Raw genomic sequence first — 19,944 nt, 5'->3', positions numbered from 1 at the left:
CGTTCGTAAAATGGCAACCTAACAAGTTCAAGGTAGATAAGAAATGAAACAATAAATGAAGCTCCAACAGTTAAACTTCCAAACCATCCAATTACTTTTTCTTTCTTTATTCTCCACCCAAATAAACCGTTAATGATGAAACCGACAAGTGGAAATATGAGCGCAAGTCCGATATACTTATGCATTTTCAGGTGCCTCTTTTTTTAATTTACCATTTTAGTAAATTTATCTCGTCAATGTTAACAGTTAGTCTGTTCCTAAAGATTGCGATTATAATTGCAAGTCCAACTGAAACTTCAGCAGCTGCGACAACTAGCACAAAAAAGACAAGCATTTGTCCAATTTCATTTCCGATGTAGCTTGAAAATCCAACAAGGGCAAGATTTACAGAGTTTAACATCAACTCAATGCACATGAAAATGACGATTGCATTTCTCCTTATCAGAACGCCCAAAACTCCGATGGTGAAAAGAATCAAACTCAAAAATAAATACCATGACAAAGGTATCATGACACGCCCAGGTTTGTTTTAATTAGTTTGGTAAGCATTCTCATATAGCAAGGCTACTCGAATTTTCTTTTAGCGAGAACAATCGAACCAACTATCGCAACGATTAAAATTAAAGATGTGATTTCAAATGGTAGGATATAACTTGTAAATAATTTTTCACCAATGGACTCAACTTTTCCTAGCTCAACCGAATTTTTAGCTTGTTCCAAGAACCTTCCGCTTGCAGATTTACCCAATCCAAGCGCAATTCTGCTGAAGACGAGCAATACAAACAAAAAGGCGATTGCTTTTCTTATGTCGAGCTTATCTGATAACCTTTTCTCATCTTGCAAATTAAGTAACATTATCACGAATACGAACAAAACCATTATTGCGCCAGCATAAACTAAAACTTGGATGATAGCTATAAACTGTGCATTTAAAGTAAGGTATATAATCGAAAGTGAAAGAAAATTGATAATTAAAAAAATTGCGCTTTTTACGGGATTGGCTCGTGTTATCATTAGAATTGCTGAAACTATTGCAATGAGAGCGGAGACAAAGAAAACAAGTGCTTGTAAACTCATCTCACAAAATTTTTATTTTTAAACTCGTTGATAAATATAAAAATTTGGACTGAAATAAACAATGAAAAACCAAATAATAACACCGCTCAAAATATCTTTAATTGAAAAATTCGACGATGTTTGATAAATTTATTCACAAAAAATCAATAAGTTTTCATAAAAATGCAACTTTTCATCCTTCTCTTCCTACTCTCGACCCCCCTTCTATCTCAATCAAAACAAGATACAATTAATTTTTTTGAGATCTCCAAACTCCCAACATTTTCTAAGGTCGCTGAGATAAAAATTGAACAGATTGAGAGATTAGATTATAAATTTGCGTTGGATATCTTCAATTTAAACTTCAATGTTTTTTCAAACGAGCTTGGCGAAAATGGAAAGCCTGTCAATCTGAATTTTAACTTTGCCGACATGCGCTCTTCCCACTTTTTTCTGAATGGAAGAACTTTGAGTGGTTATGTTTATCCGTATCAATCCTTTCACATGCTTCCGCTTGACAATATTTATAAAATTGAAACTGTAAAGGATTACTCCAGTTCCATATTTCAAAATTCAAATTCGTCGGCTTCAAACTATATCTTTAAAAACATTTTCACACAAAGACCCATTACAAGAATACGATACATTGAAGACGCTTACGACCTAATTGCAGCGGACGGAAGCTTTTCATATAACTTTTATAGAAATTTAAATCTAACCTTTGGTTTCCGAAGAAGTGTGTCAGCTGGTAGGTTTGTCAATTCACAATATGATGCTTGGAACTTATTCATAAACTCGTTCTGGATTCCCCGACACGGAGTAAATATCTCACTTCTAAATATTTATACGACAACTAACATGGGCTTAAACGGGGGAATCGATACAACTAAAGCATCACCTGAAGCTGAAGATGTAATCTACAACGAAAGGATTGCCCCTGTTATTGAATCAAGCTCAAATTTATCGTCGAAAAGAAACGATCTGACTTTGACATCACTTTATAAATTGGATTCGACTACTGTGATTAACTTTACAGTTTACCATACTTTTCAAAAAGATAGGCTTAGTTTGATAAAAGACCCAAATGAACGAATTTCAAATTTTTACGGCTTTAAGTTAAACTTTAAAAGTATGTTTTGGCTTGTAAATTTAAACGCTGGATTTGAACTTCAAAAAAACAATTTGAAGATCGATTTATTGAACGACTCTCTTTCAACTGGCTATATTCTGCCTGGTTCACGTTCGATTTTGTCTGTCACATCATTTTTGAACTCTTCTTTAAATTTTTCAAGTTTTGGGCTTTCCTTATTTTTCAAGGTTGAAAATCTTCTCAATAGGGTGGTTTCAGCTTACGGTTTCGGAGCTGAAACAAAGTTGGGCAATTTAAATTTTTATGCTGGATTTTCACATTCGTATAGAGTTCCAACTTTACTTGAACAGTTTATAACAAACTCGGTTGAATTCGAAAAGCATCGAGTTTATGAAATTGGGATGAAAGCAAATGATGAAAACTTCGCCCTTGGTATTAAAGTTCAAAACAGAAAAATTTTCAATTTCCTTGTTTTTCAAGATTCATCATTTTATAGAACTTATTTAAGCCGAACATTTGGCGACGTAGATGCCAGTGTTAAACTCTGGAAGTTAAATTTAGTTGTTAACTCATCTTTAATCCTTAATAAAGTGACAAAGCCGTATCCAAGATATTTCATCAAAGCTGAATTTTTCTTCGATGGCAAGCTGACTCGAACTTTAAATTTAAGGGCAGGCATCAGGGCAAGAGTTTCGGACAAATTCACTGGCTATAAATTTATCAATTCAAGTCTTATGTTTGTTCAGGATAAATATGAGTTGAAGAAATTTACAACGCTTGATTTCTTCTTGAGTGGGAGAGTGAAAAGCGCAGTTATATTTTTAACATTTGCTAATGTTACAAATTCAAGATATATGACCACGGCTTTCTACCCAATGCAGGATAGAAGCTTAAGATTTGGCGTTATATGGACTTTTTTTGATTAACGCCAAATATTTCTTGTCCATTCATCCCAGAGTGGGGTTATCAAACGGTAGTCTCCGAAACCTGTCTCGTCGAGAAAGATAAATCTTCTGTTGATTTCGTAATAGTACCATATCTCATATGGTTTAGCATTAATGTCAAATGGGTGTCTATCAACACTACTTGGTGGTCCGAAAATTATATAAACCATTCCCATGTCTGTTTTCCATCCCTCAAGGTAATGCCCAAAGTGTTCATTTGCATACTTAACTCTGCTGTAATATTCTTCCATAAGTTCATTCTTAACCGTATTTGGCGTTGGATCCTTCTTGCGCCAGAACTCAAGAAACCTTTTTTCTTTCTCTGTGTCATCTTGTGCTGATTTGATATAGTTAAGCTCTTCTGGTTTTGCAATATAAACGAGTTGTTCAATTGCTTTGTCAAGATCAGTTATTAACTCTGGAATTTCATGCCATCTGACCACGAATCCTCTTTGAGCTGTAAAATAATAGTCCGGATTCGATGACATTTTAACCTGAACAGAAATTATATAATCACCAAAGCCAATTTTTGGTTCGGAAACTTCAAATATGATTGAATTTTTTCCAGGTTTAATGAATTCCTTCACTGCTCCTGTAAAAGAAACGTCTTGTTCCCTCTTGCGCTTCTTTATTTTATCAATCTTGTAAGTTATATCGACGGAATCCGAGATGTTAGTGTTGTTATAAACCTCAAAGAAAAGGTAAAAATTCTTATCGCCAGAAGTGGATATTGTGTTTAACACATTAGGAACTATTGTTTTGACGCCATCTTCAACCTTTACAGATGAAACCATCATCAAGTCGCTTATCGTTATCGGTCTTTGAGCAAAATTTCTTACGCTTATTGTGCCCTCTTTTTTAAGCCCTCGCTTTGTATCAATATCGATTACTTGAACACTAATTTTATACTCGCCAAATGGAAGATTCAAAAATGCCTGTGATATATCCCAGAAAGCCCTTGAAGTCGTTTGATCAAAGTTATCCGCTATTACTTTCTGCGTCCATACTTTTTCAACCACATCTTTGCCCTTTGGCGTTATGATTCGGACATCAACTTCATAACTAGCAACATAACGATCACCTTCTTTTACAAATTGAAGATATTCATACGGGACCTGAACATAGATATCAACTCTGCTCCCATTTTGACTCATATCCCCAGCGAAATTGAGTGCGCTGAAGTAAAACTGGGGCATTGCGTAGCTTCTGGGTGAACTCGTCTCAACTTGTGAGTAAACAACCGAGCCTATGAGAATTAGCAAAATTAAAATTAGTTTTTTCATTTTTTCTCCACCCGACTTGAAATCGGTTTTAAATTTTTATTCCAAAAACTTTTAACAAAAATATTTTTCAGTTTGTTTCTTAAAAATCTCTTCAGACTCATGATTGAACAACTCGTCCAATTAAATCATACTCAAAAAAATCGTAAATTTCAACTTGATAAAATTCCCCAACCTTTAAATCTTTTCCCTCAACCAAGACTTCAAGGTCAATTTCTGGGGCATCCCATTGCGTTCGACCTACATAATAATTTTTCTCTTTTTTATCTATCAAAACCTTAAGCTTCCTTCCAATCATTTTTTCGTTCTTCTCAATTATGATGTCATGTTGTGCTTTCATAATTAAAGCCATTCTTCTTTCTTTTTCCTCGCTTGGAACAGGATTGCCAAGTTCAAAAGCAGGCGTTCCTTCCTCCTGCGAATATGTGAAAACACCGAGACGATCAAACTTAAATTCATTGACAAAATTTAACAATTCTTCAAATTCTTCTTCAGTTTCGCCAGGATAACCAACTATCAAACTCGTCCTTATGGCGACATCTGGAATCTTTTCTCTGATTTTTTCAAGGAGTTCGATCGTTTTTCGTTTTGTGATTCCTCGCCTCATCGACTTTAAAATTTTATCGGAAATATGCTGGATTGGGATATCGATATATTTGCAAATTTTAGGATTTTGCGCTATCACATCTATAACTTCTTCGGGGAATTTGGATGGGAATGCATACATTAACCGAATCCATTCAATTCCATCAATCTGGGAAAGTTTAAGTAAAAGCTCAGCAAGTTTTCTCTCACCATAGATATCGAGACCATAGTAAGTTGTATCCTGTGCGATAATTATTAACTCTTTTACACCTTTCCATGCAAGTTTTTCGGCTTCTTTAATTATCTCCTCCATCGGACGGCTTACATGTCTGCCACGAATTAAAGGTATAGCGCAAAAGGAGCAGGGATTGTCACAACCCTCAGAAATTTTAAGATAAGCAAAATGCCCAGTTGTTAAAATTTCCCTTTCCCCAAGCAGTTCATATTTATAATCAACTCTGAGTTCATTTAAAATCTCGGGGAATTGTTCGACGCCGAAAAATTTATCAACCTCCGGTATCTCTTTTTCAAGTTCATTTTTATATCTCTCAGATAGGCAACCCATTACATAAACACTTTCCACCTTTCCTTTCTCTTTAAGCGAGATTGCCTCAAAAATTTTATCTATTGACTCTTGTTTTGCGGATTCAATGAAGCCACAGGTATTTATTATCACAATTTCGGCTTTTTCCGGCTTTTCAACGATTTTAAAGTTATCTTTCAATCTGCTTATTAAAATTTCTGAGTCGACAAGGTTTTTGGGACAACCAAGCGTCAAAACATGTATTTTCTTCCTTCCGTTTCTCACATGAGTACAAAATTTATTTTAAAGTTGTAAAATAAAGATAAACAAGCGGGGCAACATAAATCAAACTATCAAATCTATCAAAAACACCACCGTGCCCCGGAATTATATTTGATGAGTCCTTAACACCAGCATCTCTCTTAATTAAAGATTCAACAAGATCCCCAAGCTGTCCGAAAACCCCAACAATTATCGCTATCGCAACGACATCATAGATTGTTAAAAAATCAAGCACCATATACCTTGCTATGAATGATGATAAAAAGGCAAAAATCAAACCTCCAATGAATCCTTCAACTGTTTTGTTCGGACTTACCCTTTCATAAAGCTTTCGCTTTCCCAATGACTTACCTACAAAGTATGCTGCTGTATCGCAAATCCATATTATCGCAAAGATTGAAATTATAAAAACACCACCTTTGAAATAGTCATAATATTTAGCTTCCCTTAAACCAATCAATGTTCCAAGCGATAATCCAATATAAAAAATTGGGAATGGGGTCGTCGCAAGATTTGAAATGGCTGACCATCCATTGGGTTTGGGTTTTCTAAACAATTCAACAAGCCCAGTTAAAAGAATCGCTAAAATGAAAAGTGATATTAAGTGCTGAACTTCGCCAAGGTAAAAAATTAAATCAATTATTAAAATTGTAAACATTCCAATCAAGATGATCGGGGATGAATTTTTATGAGTGGCGAGCTTGTAATATTCATATGTTGCAAGGGTGGATATGAGAAGAACGAAAATAAGAAAAGGCAATTTTCCATAAAGCGTTATAAGGATTATTAAAGGTATGCCAACGACTGCAACCAAGACTCGAATGGTGAGATTACTCAATTTTTCACCCGATTTTTATTCGTAATAATCCTCATCGCTGTACTTGAGATCTTCAATTATTTTGAGTGCAATATCTTTCTTGTCTTTTGGGACAAGCACTTTAACTATTCCAAAGCCAACCGTCATAAAGTAAGTGTGATCTTTTGTAGAGAAAACGACACATGGAATACCAGCGCTTTCAAGGTTTGCTTTTAGCATTTCAGCTTCATATTCGTATTGGGTTGTGTAGACGATAGACCATTCCTCTTTATATTGCTTGTGGTTCCCTTCTTTGCAGTAAATTTTGCCATCAACTTCAATTGCGCACTCTTTGCAAATGGGTTTTCCACATACAACGCAAATTCCAACAGCTGGCTTATCAAGATGTTCTTCGCATTCGATTTCATCTTCAGGTTCAAAAATTCTTGTTAAGAAAATTTTACCGCACTCAGGGCAATAGAGCAAACCCGGTTCAATTTCTGCACCGCAATATATACATATTTCGGGCTTTTCATCGATCAAATTTATATTACAATCCGGGCAAGCGGTTACACCTTCCGGATACACAAAACCGCAAAGCGGACACTTAGGCATTTTCTGTTTAATTTTGAGTTTTGTTTACATGTAAAATTTCAAAAATGTAAATTGAAGCAATGAAAATCGCTATCGAAAAAAACATCGTTGTAAATAAAGCTAAACTATTGTTTGGAATTATACCTTCCGATCCGATGGCATAATAAAGATAAGCAGCGCTGAAATTATTTACAAAGTGAGCAATTATTGAAAGATATATACTTCCAGATTTATAAACAAGGTAGCCAAAATAAACCCCAAGCGCAACTAAAGGGATAAAGTTGAACGGGTTTGTATGATACATTGCAAAAATGACCCCAGTTATGATAAACCCAAGTTTGTAGTTGCTCGCTTTTGATAAGTTGTATTGGACAAGGCCTCTGAACAAAAAACTCTTCACATATGGCGGGCGTAAGCGCTACAACAAGAACGACGAAGGCAAATTCAAGTGGTGATTTTGCCGAGATTAAAATTGAATAAGTTCGTTCCATGAGCTTCCGCATTGTTTCAAAAATGGGACCAAGTTTTTCAATTGGTATGATAATGTCCTGAACATAAAGATAGATTTGTGCTATATTTTGAAGTGCTAAAGTCCCAATTATTGTAAGAGCAAGCTCAAATAAAGATGGCGCTTTAAGTTTGAAGATTTCCTTGTACCCAATTTCTTGCCATCTTGCGAACAATAAAGTTGGGATAAAGATAAATAAAAATTGAGAAATCAAAGTCATCAACCTGAAGTTTTGGACATTTGCTTCGTTCAAACCACCGAAAAGCAGAAAAGTTAAACTTGCTCCGAAAAACTGGTATAATATGAAAACTGTCCCAAGCGCTATTAAGGTCATCGCAATTGGGGAAGCCTTAAGAGAGCTTTGGGGTTTCTCTATTTTTTGATCAAAATTTTCTTGCTCCATTCTGTTCTTCAAATTTTACTTTTTATCATTGCTACCAAAAGTGGTATCATTATTTCATGATGACCTGTTATCATAAAACCTTGACCTCCACCTTGGGTTGGTCGTTGTATAACATTAACTGTTGGTCTGTAATGTCTCAGCATATCAAAATTCGCTGTTGTAAATCCGAAGGCGTTGTACCCAAGGTTGCGAACTATGGTTAAAGCCTTAAGGAAAACTTCCGGCATTATGACTGCAGAGCCAACATTTACGACCACCCCATCTTGATCAAGTTTTGTTAAAACATTGCAAAGAATTTTGAAATCTCTAAAGCTCATCTCACCTGTGATGGAGCCATCCATCGTTGGTTGTTGATGGACGATATCAGTTCCAATAGCAGCGTGAACTGTCACAGGTATATCTAAATTATAAAGTGAAGCGAGAACGCTATAATCTTTATTTGGGGCATCGACCTCGTTTAATTTTTTCCCAAGAGCTTCACCGTAGCCGAGATCTGAATTTTTACAGTAATATTCAAGTGTGAGATTTATGAAATCCCCGGTTTCTTTTGCCATGCCGAAGCTTCCGTCCATTATATTTTCAGCCACATCTTCTGAAGTTTGACCGAACAAGGCGATTTCAACATCGTGAATAGCAGATGCACTATTCATGGCAATTGCTTTTAAGACCCCAAGCTTGCTAAGTTCTATCAAAAGCGGTGCAAGCCCAACTTTTATAACATGAGCCCCAATCAAAAAGATGACAAGTTTATTTTTTTCATAAGCATTTACAATTTTGTCAACGAGAATTTTTAAATCTTTTGCCACAAGTATTTCCGGGAGCGAGTCGATGAACTCTGAAAAACTTTGCGTTTTAGGATCAAATACCTTTGCAAATTCTGCTGTGTTAACTTTGCTTTTCCTGTTTTTAATTGTGATCGTTTTGACCTTTGAAAGGTCTATTTTTTCATATTTTGATTTCATCACTCTATCTTTGCATCTATTTTTTCAATGTTTTCAAATTCTCTTAACTCACCCGTTATGTTTCCTATCGGTATCTCGGCTGTCATTTTAACGGGGATTTTTTTAGCATCATTTGTTATCCATAAGAGAAATCTTCCCTTTGCTTTAAAAAGTCCACCTTCAACTATCAATGGTTCAACTATAACACATTTAAACTTCCCAGCTTTAACTTCAACAGTTTGCTCCCCAAGGTATTTAATTTCAAGCGGGTATGTCTTATTTCTGTAGAAGTTTTCGAGTTTTATTCTATCTCCAACTTTTTTATTTGAGTAGTCTTGTGTTCTTGCGTAGTAAAAAGCCGAGAAAACGTCCTGTGCATATTGTGGAATTGGATAAATTCCTTCTGATGTTTTTGCTATCAAATTAACATGGTCAAACTCAGCGTAGAAATCACGTTTATATCCGCCTTCCCTTATGCGTTGCTCAAATCTCCACGGGTAAATGCCTTCAACATCAATTAAACTTTCATATCTATCATCAACCTTATAAAACACCGAGAAAAACGGCAGAGACCAAACTTTAAACACGGCACGGTAACACTTGCGACCGTTGTATTCAACTATCTCAGATAGAGAAATCTCCGCTTCGCCAACCTTGATAAATTGGTACTTCACATCGTAAAGCAAACGTTCGCCAACCTTAAAAGCGTTATGTTCAATTTTTCTGCTGTTAAATTGAATTGTTTTTTCGTCTAAGTTCTGCTTAAAAAAGATAGCAACCAAGAAAACAAGTGGAAAGCTCAAAATTTTATACATTGATTTTAAGCTTTTCTTTTATTGCGTTTACAACCTCGTCTATGCTTATCAAATCCATACAATCAAAAAATTCACATTTTTCGCCGATGCATTTTTTACATTCAAAAGGGACATTTGGCATGAAGATAATCTTATCGTTTGTGTAAGGACCCCATCGTCTTGGGCTCATTACCTTGATCGGCGGATAAAATCCAACAACGGTGGTTCCAACAGCGCTTGCTATGTGAATTGGTCCTGTTGAATTCGATATGAAAATAGTCGCGCATTTTATCAATGCAGATAACTCCTTTAGGTTAAATAAGCCAGCAAAGTTGTAAACATTTTTTAATCCATCGCTTACAAATTTAGCGAGTTCTTTCTCAGATTCGCTTCCAGTTATAACAATTTTAAAACCCGAATCACTTAACTTTTGCGCTAATTCCCGAAATTTGCTTGGTTTTAAATCTCGTGCTGAGCCTTTGCTCCCAGGGTGAATTATTATGTAATCCCCTTCGCTTAAACCATTTCTGTTTAAAATTTCCCTCACTTTTTCAAATGAGGACTTGGGTATGAATATGTCAAATTTGATTTCGTCTACCTTAACTCCAATTGCTTTAATCAAGTTGAGGTTATATTCAATTTCGTGTTTTTCGGCGTATTTTCTATGTTCGAAAACTCTTTTGTTAAAAAGGAAAGAATAAAATCTGTAGCCAGTTCCGACTCTTATTGGAACGCCAGCAATCCACAGCGCAAGGGCAACTTTGAAGACGGGAAAAACGACAATTGCGAGGTCAAACTTTTTTTGCTTTATTCTTCTCGCAAGGTGAAAAACATTCTCTTCAGGCTTGTAAATCATAATCTCATCGATGGCTCTGTGTCCATCAACGATTTCGGCTGTATATTCGCTTACTAGAAAAGTTATTTTAGATTCGGGGTAATAATTCTTTAAAGCATTCATAACAGGCAAAGTTAACACCACATCACCAATTTTATCGGTTCGGCAAACAAGTATGTTCGAAACATTAAGCAAATGACCACTTTGAGTTTGATTTTACTTGATAAAATATAAATTAAGCGCTTCTAAAAAACAATTCGGAATATCTCAAACTCTCGGTAAAATCTGTGTTTTCCTTGATTTTGTTCTTTCAAATTAATATCTTAGCGATAGACAGAAACATGTTCAAAATTTTTGGAGGTGAGATGCATAAAAAACTTTTACTGTTTTTCATTGTTTTTGTCATTTATGGTTGTGCTGTTAAAAACGACATTTTAAAGGAAACGCAAGCTTCACAGAATCCAGATACAACGAGTTTTTGCTCTTTCCCAGATTCAACAATTTCGATTGTTAAGGATACTTCGACAGTTGATAACCAAAAGCACCTTTTGAAAAATGATATTTTAATATATGATTCATTAACGACGGCGAAAATCTTGGATGAAGTTAGGAGGGAGTATAAGCTTGCGCTTGAATACATCAATCAGGGGGATACGATTTCTGCAGTTGAGATAATTCATGATGCAATGGAGAAACTCGATGAAATTTCGAGGACAAGTGAAGTTGAGTTGAGCAAAGATTTTGAGACCATAAGCGGGGAAGTATTAAGCTTTTATCAAAGATATGTTTCAAAGTTTGATTCACTCTTGCAGGGGGGAATGGTTCAAGAGTATATATCAAACATTCAAGATAAGCTTAATCAAATTGCTGAAAAGGTTGATAGTTTGAAGGTTGAGTTGAAAAGTGAAGAAATCGTTAAGATTAAAACGACGATTCCGCTTGTGATAAATGAATATGTTCAAAGTTATCTTGATTATTTCCAGAATGGTGGTCGGTATTTTATGGAGTTATGGTTGAACCGACTTGCGAAGTACTGGCCGATGTTTAAGAAAATTTTTGCTGAGTATAATCTACCTGAGGAATTAATCTATCTTTGTATGATTGAAAGTGGGGTGAATCCATTTGCGGTTTCAAGAGCTAAAGCGGTTGGGGTATGGCAATTTGTCAAAGGAACAGGAAGATTATATGGGCTTGAATCAAACTGGTGGTATGATGAGAGAAGGAACTTAGAGAAATCAACGAGAGCAGCTGCCCAACATCTTAAAGATCTCTATGAGTTATTTGGAGATTGGCACTTGGCGATAGCTGCGTATAATTCTGGTGCAGGGAGGGTTCAAAGAGCAATAAGAAAAGCCGGCGCTTATAATTTTTGGGAAATAAGAAGATATTTGCCAAGGGAGACAAGAAATTATGTACCGCAGTATATAGCTGCTACTTTGATAGCACTTGAACCCGAAAAGTATGGTTTTAAATTTCCAGTTACAGATGAGGACCCAATTGAATATGATGAAGTGGTAACAGATGCAAGTGTTAGCTTGAAGAAAATCGCAGAATGCGCAGAAACTGATCTTGAAACTTTGCTTGAGCTAAATCCCGAGCTCATCCGTGGATATACACCACCACATCAGTATACATTGAAAATTCCAAAGGGGAAGAAGGAAATTTTTATGGCTAATTATAATGCCTTGCCAGATGATGAGAAAAGAAATTTAATAGTTCATAAGGTAGGGAAAGGAGAGACGCTCAATAAGATTGCTAGAAAATATGGTGTTCCGCTTGAAATTCTATATAGTTTTAATCCCAAGGTTAAACCAAGGTCTTTGCGGATTGGACAAGTTATTCTGGTGCCAGATATTTCAGGAGTTCGTTCATACTCTAATGTAGGTTTTAGAGTAAATAGGACGAGGGTTAATAATATGGATGGGAGAGTTATTTATCGAGTTAAGAGGGGAGATACTTTGAGCTCTATTGCGGAGAAATATAATGTAAAGGTTAGCGATATTAAGAGATGGAATGGTTTAACGGGGAATTTGATAAAGGTGGGGCAGAAGATAGTAATCTACACAGGTTCTTCTGTTGGGGGAAGTGATTGATTTTTTTAGTTTTAGGGAGTAAATTTCTTTCAGATGAATTCCTCTCGCATCTGACCAGCTGAGAAATATAACTCAAAATGGAGGTCCTGCCATGGCGATCTGTGAAAGGTTGAAAAACTATCTTGATTCAAACGGGGTGAAGTATATCACCATCGTTCATTCAACCGCTTTTACTTCACAGGAGGTAGCAGCCAGCGTTCATATTAAGGGGAAGGAATTTGCGAAGTGTGTTATCGTTAAGTCGGATGGTAAATTTTTTATGCTTGTTGTTCCTTCTGATCATAGGGTGAATTTTGAAAAGGTGAAGTCGATTTTGAATGTTGAAAATTTAACACTTGCAAGTGAATCTGAATTTAGGGAGTTATTCCCGGATTGTGAGACTGGTGCGATGCCTCCGTTTGGGAATTTATATGATGTTCCTGTTTATGTTGATGAAAGATTTAAAGCAAATGATGAGATAAGTTTTAACGGTGGGACTCACAACGATGTTGTGAAGATGAAGATGGCGGACTATGTTCGTCTTGTTGAGCCCATGTTTTGTGATTTAAGTAAGCATTTGTGAAGTGGTATGTCTTAAAAAATCTGAACTTATTTTGATGAAAATCCGGACTGCGATTTATAATCGTCGCTCTGCGGGCGACAATTCCATTTTGCAGGACAACAGGCGGGCAAAGATTCATTGGTGGGAATAACACTTAAACCTTTCCTTTCATTTTGCCTGTCTGCTCTTTGGCAAAGCCAAAAATTTTTCAAGGACCAACGGGCTAAAAAAGTAAGAACAAAGGGTATCCATAATTTATGAAAGTGTTTTACTTTCTAAAGCTTGTTCAAATTCTTTTTTTAATTTCTCATTATAGAAGGGTAAGCCAATAAGCTTGAAATGTTTATTTTCAAATTTTAAATCTGTATCTGCTCTATCCTCTAACTCAAGCAAAAACTTCTGTTTCCATCCTTCTTTGGAATTTTCAAACCTTCCCTTACTATCTTTAAATTGATCTCCTTTGGGTTCAATAAAAATTTGGTAAATCTTGATTGTTTTGCTTCTCTCCCTCAACAGCATTATAAAATCCGGTTCGAATGGTCTTCCCTCATCAAAATCAAACACCTGAAAATATTTCTCATTGCGAAGCAGTGCTATCTCCGAATATTTTTGTCTCAACCTTTCTATAAATCCATCAATAAAACTGATAAATTTCTGTTCCTCCTCTGTGCCATAAAATACATTCTGAGCATACCAATCTTTCTCGGCCAAATTGATGTCTTTTAATTCTTTAGTATCGACCTCATCAATGTCTATTTTGATTTTTTTATCCTTAAAAACTTGCCGTAGCAATCTTGCTTTAAAAAGAGTTGTCCCTACAAATTCTGAAGTGTTCACTTTTGCTTTCTCCGCTATATTTTTAACTACGAATGAAGCTATCTCCATTTTCTCAGCTGGAGTTAGTTTTTCAATTTTTTCTTTTGGACCTGAAATTTCTATATCAACTCCACCCAAATATTGAGACGAAGAAATAAATTCTTTGACCGACTTGATGTGGGGGAAATATTTTTTTAATGTTTCAAATTTATAGAACTCAAATTTATCTAATGCACCTCTGATAATATTTTCTCCAAAGTCTAAAAGTTTATATTTCCTCTTACTTAGCACTACATCTCTGGTAAGTTTTTCTTTCTTTTCTTCCTCTAAGATAACATTTTCTCTAAGTTCGCCAGTTTTCAGCTTATATGTATAAATTCGCTCAATTTTTGCATCATCTAAGCTAAAGATCTCTGTCCTTAGATTCGGCACCCTATCATTTATAAAAATCACTCCGTTTTTCCAAAAATCAGTCTTTTTAAAAGAATCCTTAATAAATAGATCTACTTGAACATGTTTTTCTGGTATAATTCCCATTTCTGTAAGGGCACTCTTTATCTCCTCAATGTATTTGGGATTATGTGCGCTGTGATAATGCAATGTCTCTATAATTCTTAATTCATTTTCAATATCATCATCAAACTTTCTTTTATATTTATCTTGTGTTTCATCCAACTGGAATGGAAAATACCTTGCGCCTCTGCCAATAAGTTGTGCCTCTCCTATTGTTGTATTACCTGGTTTATATTTCCCGCGAACCCATTTTCCGTCGCGCGTATCGTATAATCGGACAATATCAAATAAATTAAGTACATCCCAACCTTCATTAAGCATATTCACTGCAAAGATTGCTCTAATTTCATTATTCTTACTTTCTAAAGAATTAAGTTTTAACTGCTTCTCTTCATCAATATTTTCAGAATCCAAAAGCATCACCTTTTCTTCAGAAAAATCTTCTTGAAGTTCTTTAATTAAATTATCAAAAGTTATATTCTCTTTCCTAAAATAGTTAAATGCTTTTTCTAAATCCGTTCCTTTAGCTCGTGACTGTATTTCCTCTAAATCGTTGGGCTTTAAATTTTTTATCTTTGCCAAGAAACCATCGTAATTTTCTTTTGATTCTCTAATACTTTTAGATTTAAAAAGTATTACCGGTTTTAAATGTAGTTTATATTTCTCAGCTATTTTTCTGCGATACTGACTTAAGATTACCGCCTGCACAGCTCTATCAATCGGCTCTAAATCTGCTTGCAAAACTTCAATCTCTTTAGAATATTTATCTAAGCGAAATTGCTTTAAGTCGTATTGAAAGATAATTCTGTCTTCGTACTTTTTTCTTATGTTTTTATTTCCTAAATCAATTGTAGCTGTAAACTCTAACAAAATATTCTTGGAATTCTTTTCAAAAATTCTCTTAATAACAGTATATTCCCAGCTTTTCTCTAATTCCTGTTCCTTCTGATTTTTTGTTATTGTTTGTAAATGATGTGCTTCGTCTGAAATCAAAGCAATATCTTTTCCTTCAAAATCTTCTTCTGTTAAAACATTTTCTTTCGGTTGGGTCATTCTAATGTGCAAACCTTGAATAGTAGTAAAAATAATGTTTATATCATCAGGATTTACCCCTTCAAAATTTTGAACTTCTTTGATAAAAACTTCTTTATCTCCGAATTTAATTTTCGGAGCAAAGAGATATTTTTCTGATAAAGGGTTTAGAAAATTATCCCGTGTTTTTTCAATGATATTTACGCTATTCACAAAAAAGATAAAATTGCGATAGCCCAGTTTATACAAATATAAAACATTCGCCGCCATTATAAGTGTCTTTCCACTCCCAGTCGCCATATGAAAAAGAAGATGCACCGGAAATTTTCTTTTTTGGTATTCGCTAAAATAAAAGTCAAATCTACCTAACGCCTCTTTTTGATATTCCCGTAATTCAAAATTCGGATTAAGATTTTGAACTATTTCCGGATCAATCCTTGAAGTAAAATAATCCTCCCCAAATGATTCTTTTATTGAATTAAAAGTTTCGTAGAGCATAGTTTATAACTTTACTTTTTTGATTCACCTATTTTCATTTTTTTCTGGAAAAGCAGCTTCAAGTGCACCAGATACAAATCCATTGGCCCAACATAACCCAGACACTAACCTTTTTGCTGTTTCATCAAATTTTTTTAGAATTTCTTCAAAAGGACGATAAAAAATTTTAGCAACCCAACCGCTCTCGTTCTTCAAAAATCTACGAATAGCCGGTATAGAATCACTTATATAGATAAAAAGTCCAGATGACGGATGACCAATAGCTGGTGTGCCGGTGTTTTTATCTACTATATCTAAAGGCAGCAAACTTAAGAGGAATTCTCTAATATAAAAATTCGCATCTTTATCCCAGAGATAATCATCAATATGAATCTTTCGATCAAACAATACTTTTATATAACTAGCTACCGGATCGCACCATCGAGAATTGGGATAGCTTTCATACTGGGTTTGAAAAACCTCGCCAGCACGACGAATAAAAAACAAAGAATAAGCAATAGGATATGGTTCTTCATAAAGTGATCGTCTCACTAATTCAATGCCGGCCACTTTTTTAAAAGAAATTGTTTCTTCTTGAACGCACCAATGATAAAAACGATATATAAGCTTACAATTAGTGGGTAATATCGGATATATTGCCCTAAATCAGTATGCCTTATGCCCACCGGTACTTCATAATAACGGGCAAGATATCTCAATGATTGAATAATCACCTCATCATATTTTCCTTTGTCATCTTTAAGAAGAATTTTTGATAAAGCTAACCAATATATTTCTGCCTCTTTTTCAATGGCAGAAAAAAGTTTCTGTCCATCTTCTTTTGAAGGAACTTGAAGATCCCATGGAATAGAATCAGATTCAAGAAAAGACTGTACTTTTCTTGCTTCTTTAATTAAACCATTTTTAATTGGATCTTCTTCAGACGCAAAAATATTCTCAATCTCTTGCAATAAAGAGACAGTTTTTTTTCTAGCCGGTATTCTTTTCCCGGGGGTATTCCGTCCACTTACCTCTAAGGATTGACTAGTTTCTTTAGAAACCAAATTCCTTTTTATTTCTTCAAGTTCAGACCGAACATCTTTTATTTCTTGTCGCAGTTCATAGGTATATTCATCTAAATGGTGCCTAAAGAAGCGAGGAAAATCTTCTGGTAAAACTTTCTCAGTCACTGTTCCTCTACGAACATAAATATCGCCACGGTGTTTGTTATGGATATCTCTTATAAAAACATGGGGGGCATTTTTTGTGGGCGGAATTACAATAGCTCCCCATGTTTTGCCCTCGGTATTAAATATTCTAACATGTGTTGTAATAAAGGGTCCAATGTAGTTTTTTACAAGTTCATCAATTTGAGATTGCAAATGGTCAACTTCTTGTGTAAATGATGTACCTATTAATTTATTTTGCTTTACCCCAATGATAATAAATCCATAATTGTAATAAGCCTGATCATAACTATTCGCAAGGGCAGAAATATCCTTAAGTAATTCTGCTTTTTGCTCAGCGGTGTCAAGATTCAATGTTTGCTTAAAATCAACCTTGGTTGTTTCTCCAGTTTGAACAACCTTCAGAAGTAACTTCTCAAGTGTATCATTGTCCCATGGTAGATGTAATTCTTCATCCGTGATATTTTCCATAAAACCCCCTATTTAATTTTTTATCTTCTTCACTTACCCCATACTCTTCATCATCAATTTCGCTGTAATTTACATAGAGATGGTTTTTATCCAAGCACTCGTACAAAAATCTTTTTTGGTCCTCAATTGACAAATCTTCAAAATCCTTAGCGTGCTCATCTATTGTTTTAACATCGACCTTATAACTTAAAAATGCCTTTTCTTTCATTTGCTCCCACAATTTTTTCAATTCCTCTTTTGTTTCCGCTCTCTTAATTTCATCAACAAATTTTTCATTCCATTTTAGAAGTTCTAAATAGACAAAATCGCCTTTGCCGAATTTTTCAATTTCGTTTTTAATTCTTTGTGTTGCTACCTCCACGTGTTCGTCTAACTGTTCTACTAAAATAAATTTCCGATTGCCACTATCTTCATTATTAAGCATCATTACAGCATGAGCAGTTGTCCCGGAACCAGCAAAGAAATCTAAAATAATTGCTTCTTTATCAGTTTTAACGACTGAATAAATACAATCATAAACAGCATAAAGCGATTTTGGAAAACTCACTGTTTTACCCTCAATTATTTTATTAACTATTTTTGATCCATGGGTACTTGCATCATATCTTGAGCCAAACCAAACAGTGCGTGGAATTTTTTCGTCCTTTATTCTAAAAATATCAATTTCTCCGTTATCCTTACTCTTTACAAATAATTTATCTTTAATTTCATCTATACTTTGTCTCGCAAAAACCCACTTTCTTTCTATTCCTTTAACATCAATAGGCCACACCTCTATTGTCCCATCCTCTCTTTTAACATTTTTTCCTTTCGGATGAAAATCATCGCTTGGCACTTCTCCGAAACCTACAATTTTATTATCTTTTACTAACACTGGATAAAAACAATTTTTTGCGTCACTCCTCAATGATTCTCCCCCATGGTCTCTAAATTCTTCTACTAGAGGAGTATCCCTTTTGATTTTATGTATAACTTTTAAACCTTTTTTGAAAACAAAATAAACAAACTCATTCGTATAAGAAAAATTGGTACCTTGTACTCCTCTGGGATTGTGTACTATGGTGATACAGTGTTTTTCATAGCCATGAAATAATTCATCTATCAAGACCCCGAGCCGCGCTTGTTCATTTTCGTCAATAGCAATCTGCAAAACTCCATCGTCCTTTAATAACAACTTCGCTACCTCAAGTCTATTTTTCATGAAAGTCAACCAAGTAGAGTGTTTAAAACTATTGTTGTAAGTAAAGGTATTTCTTGGATTATCTGGATTATACGGCGGATCAATATAAATTAGTTTTACTTTTCCTGCAAATCTTTTTTTGAGGGAATGAAGGACTAAAAGATTATTGCCTTTGATTATTAAATTGTCTTTTATGTCTCCTTTTTCATCGGTTCTAAATCCATCAAATTTATGTTCACCATCTTTATCAATTCTTTTTGCGTTGGTAAAAACTTTTGGATCTAAAAGACGACTAATTTCATCTGGCGCTAAAATTTCGTTCCAGAAAATTTCATCTCGCTTTTGGTCTTCTTTTGTCATTCCACCTTCTAAAACACAATCTTTATAAGGCCAAGATAAAACTACATCTTTTTTCTCACTGATAAATTCTCCTTTTTCATCAACTAAACCAATTTTATTTTTAAAGGCGGTATAACTATCTGGTAAAAATTGCTTATTAGAAACAAACTTAATAAATTTATCCTTGTCAAAAATCAAAGTGCCATCTATATCAACAAAAAATACTTCTTTCATTTTGTTATCAGATAAAAGAAGTTTAATGAGGTCTTTATCTAACTTCAAAGCAAGCCCTATAATTTTATTCCTTAAAAGCTCGCCTTCGCTAACAAGCCGTTCATCTTTTTTAAGTAAGGCTTGTAAATTGTCTAATAAGTTCTCCATGGCTTTACCTCATTAAATTGTCAATACTAACGCTCAAAGCGTCAGTAATTTTTTGAAAGTTTCAATTCTGGGGTTTGGTGTAGCCACCAACTCAATTTTGGTGATTGTATGTAAAGTAATACCTGCAAGTTTAGATAACTTGCCATGAGAAATGCATAGTTTTACTTAGTATTTCTTAATGTTTTTTGCAATTGTTAACATTTCTCCTGGCATTGTGATATAATTTTAGAAATTTGTAATTAAAAGTCAAGCGAAGCGAATGCAAGGCATAACCCCAAAAGAT

General features: G+C 34.7%; 18 protein-coding genes. 3 read left to right on the top strand and 15 right to left on the bottom strand.

Annotated features, from left to right (window positions below; all coding sequences use genetic code 11):
• From AWW78_RS06545 to AWW78_RS06535, 3 genes are all read right to left on the bottom strand, one after another.
• On the bottom strand, positions 1 to 185 hold a 185-nt coding region (locus AWW78_RS06545; RefSeq protein WP_047134643.1), incomplete at its 3' end, for a hypothetical protein.
• Between the two features lie 23 nt (positions 186 to 208).
• Positions 209 to 511: an NADH-quinone oxidoreductase subunit NuoK gene (nuoK, locus tag AWW78_RS06540; RefSeq protein WP_047134642.1), complete on the bottom strand. Its 303-nt coding sequence runs from the start codon at positions 509 to 511 to the stop codon at positions 209 to 211.
• 53 nt (positions 512 to 564) lie between these two features.
• Positions 565 to 1,077 (bottom strand): NADH-quinone oxidoreductase subunit J, encoded by a 513-nt coding sequence (locus AWW78_RS06535; protein WP_047134641.1) that lies wholly within the window; start codon positions 1,075 to 1,077, stop codon positions 565 to 567.
• A gap of 162 nt (positions 1,078 to 1,239) precedes the next feature.
• Between AWW78_RS06535 and AWW78_RS06530 the strand changes: the two genes are divergently transcribed.
• A complete protein-coding gene (locus AWW78_RS06530) occupies positions 1,240 to 3,072 on the top strand; it encodes a putative porin (protein WP_047134640.1) in 1,833 nt (610 codons plus the stop codon).
• Here AWW78_RS06530 and AWW78_RS06525 read toward each other — a convergent pair.
• The 8 genes from AWW78_RS06525 to AWW78_RS06490 form a co-directional block, all read right to left on the bottom strand.
• Positions 3,069 to 4,373: a GWxTD domain-containing protein gene (locus tag AWW78_RS06525; RefSeq protein WP_047134639.1), complete on the bottom strand. Its 1,305-nt coding sequence runs from the start codon at positions 4,371 to 4,373 to the stop codon at positions 3,069 to 3,071. The two genes, AWW78_RS06530 and AWW78_RS06525, sit on opposite strands and share 4 nt — an antisense overlap.
• Positions 4,374 to 4,470: 97 nt before the next feature.
• Complete coding sequence (gene rimO / locus AWW78_RS06520; protein ID WP_047134638.1) at positions 4,471 to 5,763, bottom strand: 30S ribosomal protein S12 methylthiotransferase RimO; 1,293 nt, start codon at positions 5,761 to 5,763, stop codon at positions 4,471 to 4,473.
• Positions 5,764 to 5,776: 13 nt separating this feature from the next.
• Positions 5,777 to 6,598, bottom strand: coding sequence for a phosphatidate cytidylyltransferase (locus AWW78_RS06515; RefSeq protein ID WP_047134637.1), 822 nt, complete (start codon positions 6,596 to 6,598; stop codon positions 5,777 to 5,779).
• A gap of 15 nt (positions 6,599 to 6,613) precedes the next feature.
• Entirely contained in the window at positions 6,614 to 7,171 is a 558-nt protein-coding gene (locus tag AWW78_RS06510) for a putative signal transducing protein (RefSeq protein WP_047134636.1), read from the bottom strand.
• A gap of 7 nt (positions 7,172 to 7,178) precedes the next feature.
• On the bottom strand, positions 7,179 to 7,550 hold the full coding sequence (locus AWW78_RS06505; protein WP_082359558.1) for a CPBP family intramembrane glutamic endopeptidase: 372 nt from the start codon (positions 7,548 to 7,550) through the stop codon (positions 7,179 to 7,181).
• A 519-nt stretch (positions 7,551 to 8,069) separates the two neighbouring features.
• Positions 8,070 to 9,023, bottom strand: coding sequence for a GSU2086 family protein (locus AWW78_RS06500; protein ID WP_047134634.1), 954 nt, complete (start codon positions 9,021 to 9,023; stop codon positions 8,070 to 8,072).
• Complete coding sequence (locus AWW78_RS06495) at positions 9,023 to 9,817, bottom strand: DUF3108 domain-containing protein (protein WP_047134633.1); 795 nt, start codon at positions 9,815 to 9,817, stop codon at positions 9,023 to 9,025. The genes AWW78_RS06500 and AWW78_RS06495 overlap by 1 nt, the downstream gene beginning before the upstream one ends.
• Positions 9,810 to 10,826, bottom strand: a complete 1,017-nt coding sequence (locus AWW78_RS06490; RefSeq protein ID WP_047134632.1) for a glycosyltransferase family 9 protein — start codon at positions 10,824 to 10,826, stop codon at positions 9,810 to 9,812. The genes AWW78_RS06495 and AWW78_RS06490 overlap by 8 nt, the downstream gene beginning before the upstream one ends.
• A gap of 170 nt (positions 10,827 to 10,996) precedes the next feature.
• Between AWW78_RS06490 and AWW78_RS06485 the strand changes: the two genes are divergently transcribed.
• Positions 10,997 to 12,724 carry a lytic transglycosylase domain-containing protein gene (locus AWW78_RS06485; protein WP_159420972.1) on the top strand — a complete coding sequence of 576 codons (1,728 nt, stop codon included), beginning with the start codon at positions 10,997 to 10,999 and terminating at the stop codon, positions 12,722 to 12,724.
• 91 nt (positions 12,725 to 12,815) lie between these two features.
• Positions 12,816 to 13,286, top strand: coding sequence for an aminoacyl-tRNA deacylase (locus AWW78_RS06480; protein WP_047134631.1), 471 nt, complete (start codon positions 12,816 to 12,818; stop codon positions 13,284 to 13,286).
• A gap of 234 nt (positions 13,287 to 13,520) precedes the next feature.
• On the opposite strand, the gene AWW78_RS06475 is transcribed toward AWW78_RS06480, so the two are convergent.
• Genes AWW78_RS06475 through AWW78_RS06460 form a run of 4 tightly spaced genes read right to left on the bottom strand, consistent with a single transcriptional unit; the run spans position 13,521 to position 19,661 of the window.
• Positions 13,521 to 16,124 carry a DEAD/DEAH box helicase family protein gene (locus tag AWW78_RS06475; RefSeq protein ID WP_047134630.1) on the bottom strand — a complete coding sequence of 868 codons (2,604 nt, stop codon included), beginning with the start codon at positions 16,122 to 16,124 and terminating at the stop codon, positions 13,521 to 13,523.
• Between the two features lie 24 nt (positions 16,125 to 16,148).
• Positions 16,149 to 16,673, bottom strand: a complete 525-nt coding sequence (locus tag AWW78_RS06470; protein WP_141652055.1) for a hypothetical protein — start codon at positions 16,671 to 16,673, stop codon at positions 16,149 to 16,151.
• Complete coding sequence (locus AWW78_RS06465; RefSeq protein WP_047134628.1) at positions 16,655 to 17,761, bottom strand: AlbA family DNA-binding domain-containing protein; 1,107 nt, start codon at positions 17,759 to 17,761, stop codon at positions 16,655 to 16,657. Before AWW78_RS06465 ends, AWW78_RS06470 begins: the two co-directional genes overlap by 19 nt.
• Positions 17,742 to 19,661 (bottom strand): DNA methyltransferase, encoded by a 1,920-nt coding sequence (locus tag AWW78_RS06460; RefSeq protein ID WP_047134627.1) that lies wholly within the window; start codon positions 19,659 to 19,661, stop codon positions 17,742 to 17,744. The genes AWW78_RS06465 and AWW78_RS06460 overlap by 20 nt, the downstream gene beginning before the upstream one ends.
• Positions 19,662 to 19,944: the final 283 nt, after the last annotated feature.

It is taken from the genome of Candidatus Kryptonium thompsonii (genome assembly GCF_001535985.1).
Lineage (GTDB): Bacteria > Bacteroidota > Ignavibacteria > Kryptoniales > Kryptoniaceae > Kryptonium > Kryptonium thompsonii.
Note: the sequence above shows the minus strand (reverse complement) of the source record. Positions and strands in the feature narration are given on the sequence as shown.

What these genes read in the sequence shown, in the direction of transcription:
- AWW78_RS06480 (WP_047134631.1), top strand. Translation starts at nt 12,816, where the DNA reads ATGGCGATCTGTGAAAGGTTGAAAAACTATCTTGATTCAAACGGGGTG.
- AWW78_RS06485 (WP_159420972.1), top strand. Translation starts at nt 10,997, where the DNA reads ATGCATAAAAAACTTTTACTGTTTTTCATTGTTTTTGTCATTTATGGT.
- AWW78_RS06535 (WP_047134641.1), bottom strand. Translation starts at nt 1,077, where the DNA reads ATGAGTTTACAAGCACTTGTTTTCTTTGTCTCCGCTCTCATTGCAATA.
- AWW78_RS06495 (WP_047134633.1), bottom strand. Translation starts at nt 9,817, where the DNA reads ATGTATAAAATTTTGAGCTTTCCACTTGTTTTCTTGGTTGCTATCTTT.
- AWW78_RS06460 (WP_047134627.1), bottom strand. Translation starts at nt 19,661, where the DNA reads ATGGAGAACTTATTAGACAATTTACAAGCCTTACTTAAAAAAGATGAA.
- AWW78_RS06530 (WP_047134640.1), top strand. Translation starts at nt 1,240, where the DNA reads ATGCAACTTTTCATCCTTCTCTTCCTACTCTCGACCCCCCTTCTATCT.
- nuoK (WP_047134642.1), bottom strand. Translation starts at nt 511, where the DNA reads ATGATACCTTTGTCATGGTATTTATTTTTGAGTTTGATTCTTTTCACC.
- AWW78_RS06510 (WP_047134636.1), bottom strand. Translation starts at nt 7,171, where the DNA reads ATGCCTAAGTGTCCGCTTTGCGGTTTTGTGTATCCGGAAGGTGTAACC.
- AWW78_RS06525 (WP_047134639.1), bottom strand. Translation starts at nt 4,373, where the DNA reads ATGAAAAAACTAATTTTAATTTTGCTAATTCTCATAGGCTCGGTTGTT.
- AWW78_RS06475 (WP_047134630.1), bottom strand. Translation starts at nt 16,124, where the DNA reads ATGCTCTACGAAACTTTTAATTCAATAAAAGAATCATTTGGGGAGGAT.
- AWW78_RS06500 (WP_047134634.1), bottom strand. Translation starts at nt 9,023, where the DNA reads ATGAAATCAAAATATGAAAAAATAGACCTTTCAAAGGTCAAAACGATC.
- AWW78_RS06465 (WP_047134628.1), bottom strand. Translation starts at nt 17,761, where the DNA reads ATGGAAAATATCACGGATGAAGAATTACATCTACCATGGGACAATGAT.